The organism is Meiothermus sp. (assembly GCF_025056915.1).
GTDB lineage: Bacteria > Deinococcota > Deinococci > Deinococcales > Thermaceae > Meiothermus.
On the sequence record NZ_JANWVH010000002.1, the window covers coordinates 1 to 14,141 of the forward strand.

The following is a 14,141-nucleotide window of genomic DNA, read 5'->3' on the forward strand; positions in this document are numbered from 1 at the left end:
GGGGTTCTGCGGCTTCTCCACCAGCCGAACCACCTGACCGGCTTCGTTCAGCACCGCCACCCCAAAGGCCCGGGGGTCTTCGACCGGGGTCAAGAGCACAATGGCCTCGGGGCGGGTCTGGCGGTACTCGGCCACCAGGTGCTTGATGCCGCCTGAAAGCAGGTTGTCGCCCAGGTAGAGCACGAAGGGGCTCTCGCCCAGGAAGGGCTCGGCGGTCTTGACGGCATGGGCAATGCCCAGGGGGGCCTCCTGCACGATGTAGGTGAGGCACACCCCCCAGCTCGAGCCATCGCCCAGGGCCGCGCGTACCTCGTCGCCGGTCTCGGGGCTCAAAATCACCCCTATCTCGCGGATACCGGCGGCCACCAGGTCTTCCAGGGCATAAAACAGGTTGGGCTTGCCTGCAATAGGAATGAGCTGCTTGGCGCGGGTGTGGGTTAGCGGGCGTAAGCGGGTGCCTTTACCGCCTGAGAGAATAAGGCCTTTGAGATTCATCCCCCACAAGTTTAGCAGGGGGGGCTATGGTGTAGAATCCCTCTGAAGCGTTGCAGGAGGGTTTTTTATGGTGCAGTCTCACCGCGACACGCGCTTTGCTCAGGCACAAACCCCGCCCAGCTTTATCCTGTTCGGCGAACCCACCCAGGGTTTGCGGCGTATCGCTCAGGAGCTTCCCCTGGTTCTGGAGTCCCAGGGCTACCGTTTTGAGCCGGCTGCGGAAGCCCCCCGGGCGGTGCTCAACTTCATCCAGCCCGAGCGCCCTGTCCCCTACCGACGCAAGGCCCAGGGCACCATGGTGGTCTCGTTTCTTGAGCTGCCCAAGATGCCTGCCGACCCCATCGCGGCCTTGTACGGCTACCTGGTCCGGGCGCTTTCCAACATGCTGGTGGTCTATGTGCCGGGCCAGGGGGCTTACTTCCTCACCCTGGAACTCGGCCAGTACCACGAGCCCGAGGGCCCTGGCTTTACCGAACGGCTGGCAGGGCGCATTCATCCCATTGCCTCTTCAGTGCTGGTGGTCAACAACCTTTTCGAGCCTGACCTCGAGCCCGAACTCTGGCAAGGCGACGCCCTGACCCAGAGCCTGGGCGCCGCCGGGCGCAAGCTGGCCGAGTGGGATCTGCTACCCACGGCCTTCCCCATCGAGGAAATTTTGCCGCCCGAGGACCTGCGCCACGTCAAACGGCTGTATGGCATCGGGGGGCTCTCGTATGGCAACCTTTCAGTGCGCAAGGACGAAAGACGCTTCTGGATGTCGGCCAGCGGGGTGGACAAGGCCAACCTGCGCGAGGTGGGGCGCGACATTCTGCTGGTCACCGACTACGACCCCACCCAAAACGCCATGCGCCTCTCGGTGCCCCCCCACGTGGAGCCCCGCCGGGTGAGTGTGGACGCCATCGAGCACTGGATGATTTACCGCGAACACCCCCAGGTGGGGGCCATCCTGCACGTGCACGCCTGGATGGAGAACATCGGCTCGACCCAGTTCAACTACCCCTGCGGCACCTACCAGCTGGCCGAGGCCGTGGCCGAAAAGGTGCGCGAGGCCCCCGACCCCAGCCGGGCGGTGGTGGGCCTCAAGAACCACGGCCTGACCATCACCGGCCACAGCCTGGAGGAGATTCTGGAGCGCATCGAGGGGCGGCTGTTGCGCCAGGTGCCCATGAGCTAATCGGCGCTGGCCCCGGAAAAACACCGATTCAGCAGCAGACGCCGCTCAGCCGGGCTCTGGCAGGTCTTGGGCAGGAGTCTCCCTAAGGCCCACCTGGCCTCTCCTTGTGGAGCGGGGTGGCAGAAGCTACCTGCTCCGAAGTTTCACCCTCGAGTCCCTCAAAAGCCTGGGCCCGTAATGTTCCGGGCAGTCGAGCATGAAGCGGGCCAGGGTTAGCTTGACTGCCAAAAATACGTGGCACCTGGATTTTGCTGGCCTGGTGGGTTATACCTCGCCCTGCATGGCTTCTAGGCCGGAAGTCCGACCGGCCTGTTCGAGCCGGTCTCTCAGGCGCCTGGCCCGCTCTAAAAGCGGCTCGGCTTTGCCGGCGAGCTGGGCCTGGAATTCCAGTGCGACCACCTTACCGGGGGTAAAGGCCCGTCCGTCGGGGTTGGGAAACAGGCTGTTGAGCAGGGAAAAATCTTCATCGGAGCGCCAGTCTGCTTCCTTTTTGAGCCGATCCAGGTAGCCCCACTGGAAGCGCTCCTCGCTGAGGGCTCCGGCGATAAAGCGATCCAGTAAATCTCGGTAGAAGTGAAGCCCCACCACGGCGGGGTTGTGCACCGGACGGCCAACCTGTACCGGCAGCGCCTGAAGCAGAAGGGGCTCGAGGTGTTCGGGGTTGATTTTCCAGTTGTCGAGGTCGAAGAGGGGCCGGGCCTGCCGGAAGACGATCAACTGCGGGCTCTGGTGCTGAATGCCGGTGCGGGCCTCCACATGGTTGGAAGCCGGGCGGTCTTCGGGGATGCGAATAATCCCGATGGCTACGTCCGGGCGGGGCTCCAGGTACTTCTGGACGTACTGCATGGCCTCGAGGGTCTTGTCGCTGGTGCTGGCCTTGAAAATGGCTGCTAGCTCGTAGCGCTCCAGAAAGGCATCCACATCCTCGGGTGTCTTGAGCGAGAAAACCCGTTCGCGCAGGCTCATGGCCCTATCAAAATAGGCTCTTTTGGGTCAGGTCTCCGTGAGATACACCCCGATTTGCCCTGTGAACCGGTGCCTTGCTGCTCTCTGGACCTGGTCACTGGGCTGGGCCTGGGGCCACGATGGAACTGTGACCGATGGCAAGGGTGATGCACACTCGGTGCGCTACCCTGGGTTGTGGAATGGAACGACTGCTTGCGTTGAGGTCTTTGCCCATCCTGCCCATACTGCTTTTCTTGCTTCTGCTGGCCAGCGCCCTGGTGGGCTCGTATTTTTTGTTTCCGGGCTTCAAAGCGCGCATAGATGCGGCCTATGGCTTGCTTTCCAGCGGCAACCCCCAGGCTCTTCAGGCCTGGGTCGCCGGTCTGGGCTTCTGGGGCCCTTTGAGCATCATCGGTCTGATGATTGCCCAGACCCTGGTCTCGGTGGTGCCGATGACCCTGGTCATGCTCATCTCGGTGCTGGCTTTTGGGCCGGTGATGGGCGGCATTCTGGGCTGGGTGGGGGCCATTATTGCCGCCATGCTGGGCTACAGCCTGGCCCGGATGCTGGGGCCGGTGCTGGTCGACCGCTTTGTGAGCGAGAAAATTCGACGCAGGGTGGAAGAACAGGTTGAACGCTACGGCCCCTGGGCCATCATCGCGCTGCGCTTGTCTTTCGTGGTACCCACCGACAGCGTGAACTTTGTGGCCGGACTGGTGCGGATGCACCCCCTCAAGTTCCTGCTGGCCACCTCGGTGGGGGCAGCCCCGGTGGCGGTGGTGGTGGCCTGGCTGGGCGCCGATTTCTCCCGCCTGGGGCCCTTTCTACTGGTGGCCACCCTGGTGGGCCTTGCCGCGCTGGGCGGCTGGATTCTCTACGACCAGTCCCGCTTGCGTCGCAAGACCCTCTCCGGCGAGAGCGAGGGGTCGGGTTAGCCAATCCCGGTGTCGGTGCGAACAGCTCGAGGTGTCTGGCACGTCTGTAACTCCTTGTGTTGACCGCTCCTCTTCAGCAGCAGACTCCCCGGTGTACTCTGAATGACTCGGAGTTAGAGCCTCTTCGTGTATTTTGTGCCTTGCGACCTCGAGAAAGGTTTGGCCTGGAGGGGCAGCCGCGTTGCGAAGGGCGCAATGGAGCGGGCGGTCAAAGAGCGGCTCAGCCGATTACGGGGTTCTTCCATCCTTGCATGAACACCGGTCAGGGTGTAGCAGGGGCTGGAGACCTTCCCCCGACCGCACAGCCGCACGTTTGCATGATTGAACGCTGGCTGAATGCCTCAGGGTGGCATCAGTTCAAACCAGCCATCAGGGCTTCCATTCCCTCCACCGCGCCCATTCTGAGGATGCAGTCGGCCCAGCTCGAGAGTGGGGTGGGGTCGGGGTTAATCTCTATCAGATAGGCTCCGCTCAGGCGGGCCAGGCGCCCCAGGCTGGCGGCAGGTTCAACCTCAGCGCTGGTGCCTATGACCAGCGCCACCTCGGCCTGGACAAAGGCCTGCTCGGCCTGTTCGAAGGCCCCGAGGGGCAACATCTCCCCAAACCAGACCACATCCGGGCGGCCCCGACCCCCACAACCGGGGCAGTAGGGCGGGGGAACGAACTCGGCGGGGTCGGGGAGGGAGAATCGCTGTCCGCAGCCCTCGCAACGGCCCCTGGCAAGGTTCCCATGCAGCTCGACCAGCTGGCTCGAGCCGGCCCGGCGGTGCAGGCCGTCCACATTCTGGGTTACCAACAAAAAGCCCTCCCCCACCCGCTTTTCGAGCGCTGCCAATAGAGCGTGGGCCCGGTTGGGCTGGGCCTGCATCACGTTCTGGTAGCGCCAGGCGTACCACTCCCAGACTTTTTGGGGATTGCGGGCGTAGGCGCCAGGGGTGGCGTATTCCTCCAGGTCGAAGTCCTTCCACAAGCCCGCCGCATCGCGGAAGGTAGGAATGCCCGAGGGCTTGGAGATGCCCGCACCGGTCAGCACCGCAACCCGCCGAGCCCCGGCCAGGCGTTCTTGAGCAGAGGTCAGGTGGCTCATGTGCTTTTAGTATGACCCGGTTTTTCACTTCCTTCCTAGGGTGAGGGCGCCGCCCGTTCCATTGGTGGAGGCCAAAGACCCGAAGCAACGGAGGGGAAGGGCCGTTGGGCGCGGGGGTGCTGGGTCAGGGCTTGCCGGGCCCATGCGTCTGGTGTGCGCCTTGGCTGCAAACTCAATAGAATAGACGGGATTCGGTTTGAGTTGGAAACCCGAATCGCAGAGATTTGAACGTTCTCCATGCGACTCTTTACTGCCCAGGCTATGCGCGAGGCCGACCAGCGGGCCGTAGCCCTGGGCTACCCCAGCCTGGTGTTGATGGATGCCGCCGGCAGGCGCACGGCCAAGCGGCTGTTGCAGCACTTTCCGGGCCGCAAAATTGTGGTGCTGTGCGGGAAGGGCAACAACGGAGGAGACGGGCTGGTGGCCGCCCGCTGGCTGGCCCACTGGGGCCACGAGGTTTCGGTCTATGCAGCCGACGGCCAGGAGGGCGATGCGGCCATTGCCCGGCAAGCCCTGAGGGCCCACGGCCTGAACCTCGAGGCCCTTGCAGCCTGGAGGCCCGAGGCCCATACCGTGGTGCTGGATGCACTGTTTGGCACCGGGCTGCGGGGGCCCTTGGAAGGCTTTTACGCAGAGCTGGTCGAGCGCATCAACCAATCGGGCCTGCCGGTGGTGGCGGTGGATCTCCCTTCGGGGCTGCCCTACCAACCCCACGTACGCGCCGACCTGACCGTGGCGCTGGCGGGCCTCAAGCACGAGCATCTGTTTTACCCGCACCGGGCTGCGTGCGGGCGCATCCTGCTCGACTCGATTGGGATGCCGCCGCAGGCCCTGGAAAACCCCCAGCTACCGGAACTGTTGGCACACAACAGCCTCAGCCCTCTGCTCCCGGTTCGTCCCGGTAACGCACACAAGGGCTCGGTGGGGCGGGTGCTGGTGGTGGGGGGGTACCACAGCTATACAGGTGCGCCCAGCCTGGCGGCCCTGGGGGCCTACCGAAGCGGAGCCGGACTGGTCACGGTGGCCTACCCCGCCGACTGCGACCTGCAGCCCCCGCTGGAAGCAGTGCGGCTGCCCCTGTTCGAATGGAACACCGCCAACCTCCAGACGGCCCGGGCCGAAGCGGTGGCGGTCGGGATGGGGGCCGGGGAAGGCGGGGTCGAGGCGGCCCTGGCGGCCCTGGGGCTGGCCCTTCCCACCGTGCTCGATGCGGATGCCCTGCATGAGCGGGTGCTGCAAGCCTACGCCCGGGCGGGGCGGCCCACCATCCTCACCCCTCATCCCGGTGAGGCCAGCCGGCTGATGGGGGTTCCAAGCGAGCAGATTGCCCGGTTTCCCCTCGAGGCCGCCCAAAGCCTGGCGCAGCGCTATCCGGGGCTGGTGGTGGTGCTCAAAGGGGGGCCCACGGTGCTGGCCTGGAGGCCCCCCGGCTCGTCCGAGGCCCGGCTGGCCGTCAACAGCACCGGCAACCCCCAGATGGCCACGGGCGGGATGGGCGATGTGCTGGCCGGGGTGATGGCTGCTCTGCTGGCCGCAGGTTTATCGGCCTGGGACGCCGCCCGGCTGGGGGTGTACCTGCATGGGCTGGCCGGAGACCTGGCCCGCAAAACCGGCCTCCTGGCGCACGAGGTTGCCCATGCCCTGCCCACCGCCCTCGAGCAGCTACAAGGGGCGCAGGTCAGGGACTTCTGGGAGCCGGGGTATGACGGGCCCCCAGCCACAGCACGCTCATCGCCAGCATCCACAGAAGGTCATAGGCCACAATAGACCAGTGCGCGGGGGGCGCACCCCCCAGTACATAGACCACTCGAGCCAGGCTGCCCAAAACGAGGGCCCAGACCACCCCTTGCAGGTACCGCCCAATGCGCCCTCCGGCCAGCACCGGGGTCTGCTGGAGGAAAAGCAGGGTCAGGTAAAACGCCACCCCGGCATAAATCAGTTCAACGACCCGCAGGGGACGAATCAGGGTGGTGAGGGCCGCCAGCAGCAGGCCCCCCAGCACCGCCAGAAGCGCCAGACGGGATGCAAACCCCAGCGCATACAAACCCTGGCGCTCCATGCTCAGGGGTAGAAGGGTTCCCATAGCCAGAAACAAGGCCACCCCTGCCAGATAGATTCCCTCACGCACAGCCTGGGTGCTGACGCCGGTGGCCACGTTGTATGTAAAAAGCAGATCGCCCAGCCCTAAAAAAAGCAGCCCCGTTGCCAGACCCCCCAGGGCCCGCTTCAGGATTCCAGGAGAGCGGGCCGCCGCCTGCCAGAGCGCATAGGCCCCCACAAAGTTAGAAAGGCTGACGGCCAGGCTGCGCACAAAGGTGTCGGTGAGCAGCCCTCCCAACCACATCAACCACAGCAAGCCCAGCAGTCCCGTAATCACCATGAACCCCGTTATCATACGCCTCCGGTGCGAGCTACCTGTCAAGAGCAGCAACCCGGCGACTTCGTGTTGCCAGGCTCGCGGTCTGGTTCATCCGCAGGCCGCCTCGTTGGGCCTTTTACAGAACTGGCCGCCTTCCTTCTGTTCAGGACAAAGCCCTCCCGCAGTCGAATGGCCGATAACAGGTGGAAAGCGCTCTATCGCGCTCTTCACAGATGTGGCCGCCCATCCAGGCGGCCATTGCTCTGTTTAGAAACAGGCTTTCTCGAACTCGAATGGTTCATGATATGTGAAGAGCGCTCTAAACTGTGTCGCACAAAAGCCCGTACAACATACACCCGCACGGCGAGCGGATTAAGTCAATCCTGGCCGCGACTCGCCCCCTCCCGACCCCGTACGACTTTGCACTAAAGCGTTGGACGGAGCAGCCGGTCAAAAAGGGTGGCCGCGTTGGGCTCGAGGCTCTCGTTCATCCAGCGGCGCAGGTCTTTCTCCAGCAGGGCGGGGTCGTCGGTGGTGTGGATTCTTTGGAGGCGCTCGAGGGCAGCGGGCGCACCGCGTCCCATGTATTCCCGCAGGACTTCCTGGGTCGCGTTCCACACGACATTCAGGCGGGCCCTGCGCTGCTCCTGGTCCTCCTGCCGGGCCTGCTCGAGCAAGTCGGGTGGCGCCTTGCTGGGGGCCTGCACCAAATGCAGTCGGCCCTCACGAAACTGGGAGGGCAACACCCCACCAAAAAGGTGCTTCCCTCGAGCAAAAAACCAGGCCCGTCCCACCAGGCCATCCTCCAGGATCAGCGCACCGGTAAACTGTTCGCGCACCAACAAGTCCACCAGGTCGGCCACTATAGCGCTGGCGGCCCCGTCCGTCCTGCGCAGGTACCCCTGGGTGAGGGCCACCACCGGGGGCAGGTCGTCGGGTTGAAGGCGGTAGAGCGAGAGCGTTCCCTGTCCCAGCTCACGCTGCAAGGCTCGGTAGGCGGTGGTGCCGGAAAGGTGGCCGTAGGTGGTCTGTCGCCAGGCCTCCAGGAGCCGCCCTCGGTAAAACGCCAGCCAGCCCCGCTCCTCCCCTGGAAAACGGACCAATGCATAGCCGCAAAAATTGTCCTTGCGCAGCCGCTCGACGAGTTCAGAAGTCAACAGGCCCCCCGGCACACTCTCGGCCAGGGGGTCTTGCTGAGGCAAAAAGCTAAGCAAGTAGCCCATCAGCGCCGGCGAGATGTGCTCGAGCAAGCCCCGGTTTGCGCTCACACGGCCCCCTGCAGCGATGCTCGACTTGGCGAGGAAGTACAAATTGCCCCTCGGTAGGAGACCCAATACCAGCGGAGCGCTACCGTCCACATACCGAACAAAACCAGGCCACTACCCTGCTTAAGGTGCTTCATACTCGCCCTGGTTCTGGTGAAAAGGTCTCGGTCTTGAGGCCATTTCTTGGCCCGCAACCAGGCGCACGCAATGTGAAAGGGGCTTTGGCGTCCACAGTAAGCTAACTGGCAGTGTACCACGTGGGCCGATGGGATTATGACCGGAGCACGGCTTTGGCTGTAGAGAACTTCGTCCCCATTTTTTGAGCATTCCACAGGTCGTTCAGAGGTTATGATGTCAGGAGTCGCCCTGGGCGGGAGAAATATGTCCGACGAAACTTTGTACGTCCAAGTTCCGGCCACCCTGGCCAACCTGGGTTCTGGCTTCGACGCCCTGGGGGTCGCACTTGACCTGTACCTCGAGGTCAGCGCCTCGCCAGCCTCCACCGACCAGCTGCACTACACCGGCCAGGGGCAGGTGCCCAATACCCCCGACAACCTGATCCACCAGGGCTACCGGGCCGCCTGGCAGGCCCTGGGCGAACCCAATCCGCCCTCGCTTGTTGTTCACGCCCACAACCCCATCCCGCTGGCGCGGGGCATGGGCAGCAGTTCGGCGGCCCTGGTGGCCGGAGCCGCACTGGCCGATGCCCTATCGGGTCGGCAGCTGGGCCTGGATGGGGTCTTTCGGGTGACAGCGGCGCTGGAGGGTCATCCGGACAATGTGGCCCCGGCAGTATATGGGGGCTTTGTGGCCGCACTGGCCGAACCCCCCCTGGCCTTGCCCCTGCCCGCCCCCAAAGGGCTGCTGTTTGTGCTGGGGGTGCCCGCGTACGAGGTGCCGACTCCGTTGGCCAGGGCGGCGTTGCCAAAAACCATTCCCCATGCGGATGCGGTCTTTAATCTGGCCCGCAGCGCCCTCTGGCCGGCAGCCCTGTACGCGGGGCGCTGGGAGGCCTTGCGCGAGGCTGCACGGGATCGCCTGCACCAGCCCTACCGGGCGCACCTGATGCCGGGCCTCGAGGCGACCCTCGAAGAGGTCTATGCGGCGGGTGCGCTGGCGGCCTTCGTGGGGGGGGCCGGCCCAACCCTGGCGGCCCTGACCGAACCCCGCCATATCGAGGCCATTCGCCGGGCCATGCAGGGCTATGTGGGCCAGGGCTCCACCCTGGTGCTAGGACTAGGAGAGGGGTTGCGGTGGAAGGCAGTTTCAGTACCATCCCACTGAGCGATGTCCTGGAGATGGTTCACGCCAACCGTGGAACCGGGGTCTTGCACCTGACCAGCGGCAAACTCCCCTTGCAGCTGCAATTCGAGGAGGGCGAGGTGGTGGGGGGAGGCATCCTGGACTGGGAGGGCTTCGAGGCCATCTCAACCTTTCCGCTGCACCCCGAGCAGGGCCGCTTCAGGTTCGAGGCGGGCCAGGTCAAGGGTCTGCCCTTGATGCCCTTCAAGGCCTTTATGGGCGAGTGGGCCCGGATGAACGACCAGTGGGCCCGTTTTCGCAGCGTCCTGGACTCCCCCAGCCGGGTGCTGGAGACCCCCCGGGCGGTGGAGCCGTTTGCGGTGTTTGTGGGGGGCAAAAGCGTGCGCGCAGCGGCCAAGAGCTGGGGGGTTCCGCTGATTATCGCCACCGAGCGGGCCTGGCGCGGGCTGCGCGAGGGCGACCTGACCAGGCTGCGCAAGTATGCCTGGTTTGCCCTGCGCATCCGCCACCCCTCGGCCCGCCGCACGCAAGCTGGCATTCGAGACCCCAAGGACCTGACGGTATTGCTCGATGGCAGCCGTAATCTGGGTGAGCTGATCCAGGCCGGTCTACCGATTGCCAGGGTGCGGGACTATTTGATTGAGCGCATCAGCAGCGGCGAGTTGCAAGCCGCTGGCAGGGGCTGGATCTTACGCGATTTGCTGTGGGAACTCGAGGCCGAGCAGCACCCCCCGAAGTGAAGCCCGCGAGGCTTTACCCAACGCCCCGTACGGGGCAAAAAACCTGACGAGAACGGTGCTCTGACCAGCGCAGGCCCCCGTTGATTCGCACAGGCTCGAGTGACCCCGGACAGCATTCTTCGCGGGCGCCGCTGGACTTGCACAAGCCAAGCGCGCCTTGCACTGGGCGGAAACCCGGCGCGCGCGGGCTTTTGACCCTGGTATACCATGCCCTACAATGGCCCTTGTGAGTGTGAGCGCACCGCGTGACTTCTTCGCCGAGCAAGGACTCGAGCCCCTCACCGCCCAGGGCTACCAGCGCGCCGCCCGGGCCGAGGCTTTCCCCTACCTGAAAGCCCTCTCCGAGCGGGTGCTGGTCTTCGACGGGGCCATGGGCACCGAGATTTTCAAATACAGCCTGAGCGACGCCGACTATGGGGGCGAGCAGTACAGCGGCTGCCCCGAGATTCTGAACCGCACCCGGCCCGATGTGATTGCGGCCATTCACCGGAGCTACCTCGAGGCCGGCGCCGACGTCATCGAGACCAACACCTTCGGCTGCCTGCCCCACGTGCTCTCGGAATACGGCCTGGAGGCCGAGGCCGAAGACCTGGCCTATGCGGCGGCCCAAATCGCCCGGCAAGTGGCAGAAGCCCACGGCCAGCAGCCCCGCTTCGTGGCCGGGGCGCTGGGGCCGGGTACCAAGCTCATCTCCCTGGGGCAGATTGGCTGGCGGGAGCTTTTTGAGTCGTACCGCACCGGGGCCAGGGGCCTGGTGCGCGGGGGGGTGGATCTGCTCCTCATCGAGACCTGCCAGGACATCCTGCAGGTGCGCTGTGCGGTGCTGGCCGCCCGGCAGGCCATGCAGGATGTGGGCCGGGAGGTGCCCTTGCAGGTGCAGGTCACCATCGAGGCCACCGGCACCATGCTGGTCGGCACCGACGACAGCGCAGCTTTGACCGTGCTGGAAAACCTGCCGGTGGATGTGGTGGGCATCAACTGCGCCGTGGGGCCCGACCTGATGGACTCCCACATCCGCCACTTCTGCCAAAACAGCACCCGCTGGGTTAGCTGCCTGCCCAACGCGGGCCTGCCCCGCAACGAGGGGGGCCGGGCGGTGTTCGACCTGACCCCCGCCGAGCTGGCCCGCTGGCAGCTCAAGTTTGTGCAGGAGTACGGCCTGAACGCGGTGGGCGGCTGCTGCGGCACCGCCCCTGAACACATCGCGGCGCTGGCTCGGGCCGTGGAGGGCCTGAAAAAGCCCGCCGCGCCCGCCCCCGCAGCCCGGCCCGCCGGGCTGGTGGCCAGCCTTTACCAGAGCGTGCCGCTGCGGCAGGAGACCGGCATTTTGATTGTCGGGGAGCGCACCAACGCCACCGGCAGCAAGAAGTTTCGGGAGCTTCTGTTTGCGGGCGACTTCGACGGGATGAGCGAGCTGGCCGCCGAGCAGGTGGCCGAAGGGGCCCATGTGCTGGATGTCTCGGTGGCCTGGACGGGGCGCGACGAGGTGCGCGACATGCGCGAGGTGCTCAAGCGCTTTGCGACCAGCGTGCCCATTCCCATCATGATTGACTCCACCCAGCCCGAGGTGATGGAGGAGGCCCTGAAGCACCTGGGCGGGCGGGCCATTCTGAACTCGGTCAACCTCGAGGATGGCCTGGAGAAGTTCGACCGGGTGGCGGCCTTAGCCAAGCGCCACGGGGCCGCGCTGGTGGCATTGACCATTGACGAAGACAAGGAAGCCGGCATGGCCAAAACGGTCGAGCGCAAGGTGGAGATTGCCCTCCGCATGTACGAGCGCCTGACCCAGGTGCACGGCATTCCGGGGGAGTCGCTTTTGTTCGACCTGCTCACCTTTCCCATCACCCAGGGCGACGAGGACACCCGCAAGCTGGCCCTCTGGACCATCGAGGGCATCCGCCGCCTGCGCCAGGAGCTGCCCGAGGTGGGCTTTATCCTGGGCGTCTCCAACGTTTCGTTCGGGCTTTCGCCCCAGGCCCGGGTGGTGCTCAACTCGGTTTTTCTGGATGAGTGCATCCAGGCCGGTCTGACCGCCGCCATCCTCAATGCGGGCAAGATTCTGCCCATCCACCAAATCCCGCAGGAGCCCTACCGGCTGGCCCTCGACCTGATTTACGACCGCCGGCAGTGGGGGCCTGCGGGCGAGGTGACCCACGACCCCCTGTTTGCCTTCGTGGACTATTTCGCCAAGCACAAGAGCGACCGGGCCCAGACCCGCGACCCCCTGGCCGGGCTGCCGCTGGAGGAGCGGCTGCAAAAGCGGATTATTGAGGGTCGCAAGGTGGGCCTCGAGGCCGACCTCGAGCAGGCCTTGGCCCGGTACAGCCCCGTCGAAATCATCAACAAAATTCTGCTGGAGGGGATGAAGGTGGTGGGCGATTTGTTCGGCGCGGGCAAGATGCAGCTGCCCTTCGTGCTTCAGGCCGCCGAGACCATGAAGGCTGCGGTCAGCTACCTCGAGCCCCGCATGGAGAAGCTCGAGGGCGTCCACAAGGGCACCATGGTGCTGGCTACGGTCAAGGGCGATGTGCACGACATCGGCAAGAACTTAGTGGACATCATCCTCTCCAACAACGGCTACAAGGTGGTGAACCTGGGCATCAAGAAGCCCATCGAGGAGATTCTGGCCGCCGTGGAGGCGCACCGGCCCGACGCGGTGGGCATGAGCGGGCTGCTGGTCAAGAGCACCGTGGTCATGAAGGAAAACCTCGAGTACATGGCCGCGCGGGGCTACCAGATCCCGGTGGTGCTGGGCGGGGCCGCGCTCAACCGGCACTATGTGGAAAACGACCTGCGCCAGACCTACACCACCGGCCAGGTCTACTACGCCTCCGACGCCTTCGACGGGCTGCAAATCATGGAGGAGCTGACCGGTCATGCCCCGCCCCGCCTGACCAGCCGCGAGGTGAGCGGACACAAATACAAAACCGCCTACGAGATTCTGCAGGAGAAGCTGATGGCCGGTTCGGAGTACATCCCTTCCAACATCCCCCCCGCCCCCCGCATCCCCAGGCCACCCTTCTGGGGCCGGCGGGTGGTGGACGCAGGCGAACTCGAGATTGGGGTTATCTCGCGCTACGTGAACAAAAACGCCCTCTTCCGGGGACAGTGGGGTTTCCGCCGGGGCGAGATGAGCCAGCCGGAGTACGAGGCCTACCTCGAGCGGCTGGCCGAGCCCATGTTCGAGGAGATGGTGCTGCAAGCCATGGGCGAGGGCTGGCTCGAGCCCGCCGTGGTCTATGGCTACTGGCCGGTGGCCTCGGACAAAAACGACCTGATTGTCTTCGACCCGGACACAGGTCTAGAACTCTTCCGCTTCAACTTTCCCCGTCAGATGGGCGCGGGCTCCCGCCACCTCTGCATCGCCGACTTCTTCCGCCCCCGCCACGCCGAGCCCATCGGAGACGAGCCCTCGTGGTTTCCCCCGGCGGCCTGGGCCAACGGCGCGCGGGACGTGCTGGCCGCGCAGGTGGTCACCATGGGGCGCAAGGTTTCGCAGGTGGCCCAGGAGCTATTCAAGGCCGATGCCTACCAGGATTACCTCTACCTGCACGGCTTCTCGGTGGAGATGGCCGAGGCCTTGGCCGAGTACTGGCACAAGCGCATCCGCCAGCAGCTAGGCATCGCCCAGGACGACGCCACCAGCCTGGAAGAACTCTTCCGCCAGGGCTACCAGGGCAGCCGCTACAGCTTTGGCTACCCGGCCTGCCCCCGCCTGGAGGACCAGAAACACCTCCAGGATTTGCTCCAGTGGCAGGAGATTGGCGTGGAACTGAGCGAGGAGTACCAGCTCCACCCCGAGCAGTCCACCAGCGCCATCGTGGCCCATCACCCCTCGGCGCGCTACTTCAACCTCTGACCAGAGTGCTCTTCGGCGG

General features: G+C 65.1%; 11 protein-coding genes. 6 read left to right on the forward strand and 5 right to left on the reverse strand.

The genetic code is table 11. The annotated features are described in order from the left end of the window. Window positions 1-495 (reverse strand): sugar phosphate nucleotidyltransferase (locus tag NZN28_RS00610; protein ID WP_295394571.1); only part of this gene is annotated, 495 nt, incomplete at its 3' end. A 67-nt stretch (window positions 496-562) separates the two neighbouring features. On the opposite strand from NZN28_RS00610, the gene NZN28_RS00615 reads away from it, so the two are divergent. After that, window positions 563-1,669 carry a class II aldolase/adducin family protein gene (locus NZN28_RS00615; RefSeq protein WP_295394574.1) on the forward strand — a complete coding sequence of 369 codons (1,107 nt, stop codon included), beginning with the start codon at window positions 563-565 and terminating at the stop codon, window positions 1,667-1,669. 264 nt (window positions 1,670-1,933) lie between these two features. Here NZN28_RS00615 and NZN28_RS00620 read toward each other — a convergent pair whose 3' ends face one another. Beyond that, on the reverse strand, window positions 1,934-2,635 hold the full coding sequence (locus NZN28_RS00620) for a monothiol bacilliredoxin BrxC family protein (RefSeq protein ID WP_295394576.1): 702 nt from the start codon (window positions 2,633-2,635) through the stop codon (window positions 1,934-1,936). 179 nt (window positions 2,636-2,814) lie between these two features. Between NZN28_RS00620 and NZN28_RS00625 the strand changes: the two genes are divergently transcribed. Then, entirely contained in the window at window positions 2,815-3,549 is a 735-nt protein-coding gene (locus NZN28_RS00625; RefSeq protein ID WP_295394579.1) for a TVP38/TMEM64 family protein, read from the forward strand. Window positions 3,550-3,901: 352 nt separating this feature from the next. Here the strand turns inward: NZN28_RS00625 and NZN28_RS00630 are convergent, their stop codons facing one another. Then, window positions 3,902-4,636 carry an NAD-dependent deacylase gene (locus tag NZN28_RS00630; RefSeq protein ID WP_295394582.1) on the reverse strand — a complete coding sequence of 245 codons (735 nt, stop codon included), beginning with the start codon at window positions 4,634-4,636 and terminating at the stop codon, window positions 3,902-3,904. Between the two features lie 237 nt (window positions 4,637-4,873). Here NZN28_RS00630 and NZN28_RS00635 point away from each other — a divergent pair, with 237 nt between their 5' ends. Next, entirely contained in the window at window positions 4,874-6,403 is a 1,530-nt protein-coding gene (locus NZN28_RS00635; RefSeq protein WP_295394585.1) for an NAD(P)H-hydrate dehydratase, read from the forward strand. Here the strand turns inward: NZN28_RS00635 and NZN28_RS00640 are convergent. Further along, a complete protein-coding gene (locus NZN28_RS00640; protein ID WP_295394588.1) occupies window positions 6,315-7,016 on the reverse strand; it encodes a hypothetical protein in 702 nt (233 codons plus the stop codon). The genes NZN28_RS00635 and NZN28_RS00640 overlap by 89 nt on opposite strands. Window positions 7,017-7,420: 404 nt before the next feature. Continuing rightward, window positions 7,421-8,263, reverse strand: a complete 843-nt coding sequence (locus tag NZN28_RS00645) for a hypothetical protein (RefSeq protein WP_295394590.1) — start codon at window positions 8,261-8,263, stop codon at window positions 7,421-7,423. Window positions 8,264-8,641: 378 nt separating this feature from the next. Between NZN28_RS00645 and thrB the strand changes: the two genes are divergently transcribed. The 3 genes from thrB to metH all read left to right on the forward strand — a co-directional run bounded on the left by thrB (window position 8,642) and on the right by metH (window position 14,122). Next, window positions 8,642-9,544, forward strand: coding sequence for a homoserine kinase (gene thrB, locus NZN28_RS00650; protein WP_295394592.1), 903 nt, complete (start codon window positions 8,642-8,644; stop codon window positions 9,542-9,544). Further along, window positions 9,514-10,263, forward strand: a complete 750-nt coding sequence (locus NZN28_RS00655) for a DUF4388 domain-containing protein (RefSeq protein ID WP_295394595.1) — start codon at window positions 9,514-9,516, stop codon at window positions 10,261-10,263. Before thrB ends, NZN28_RS00655 begins: the two co-directional genes overlap by 31 nt. A 217-nt stretch (window positions 10,264-10,480) precedes the next feature. Then, window positions 10,481-14,122: a methionine synthase gene (metH, locus tag NZN28_RS00660; protein ID WP_295394597.1), complete on the forward strand. Its 3,642-nt coding sequence runs from the start codon at window positions 10,481-10,483 to the stop codon at window positions 14,120-14,122. The last annotated feature ends 19 nt before the right edge of the window (window positions 14,123-14,141 follow it).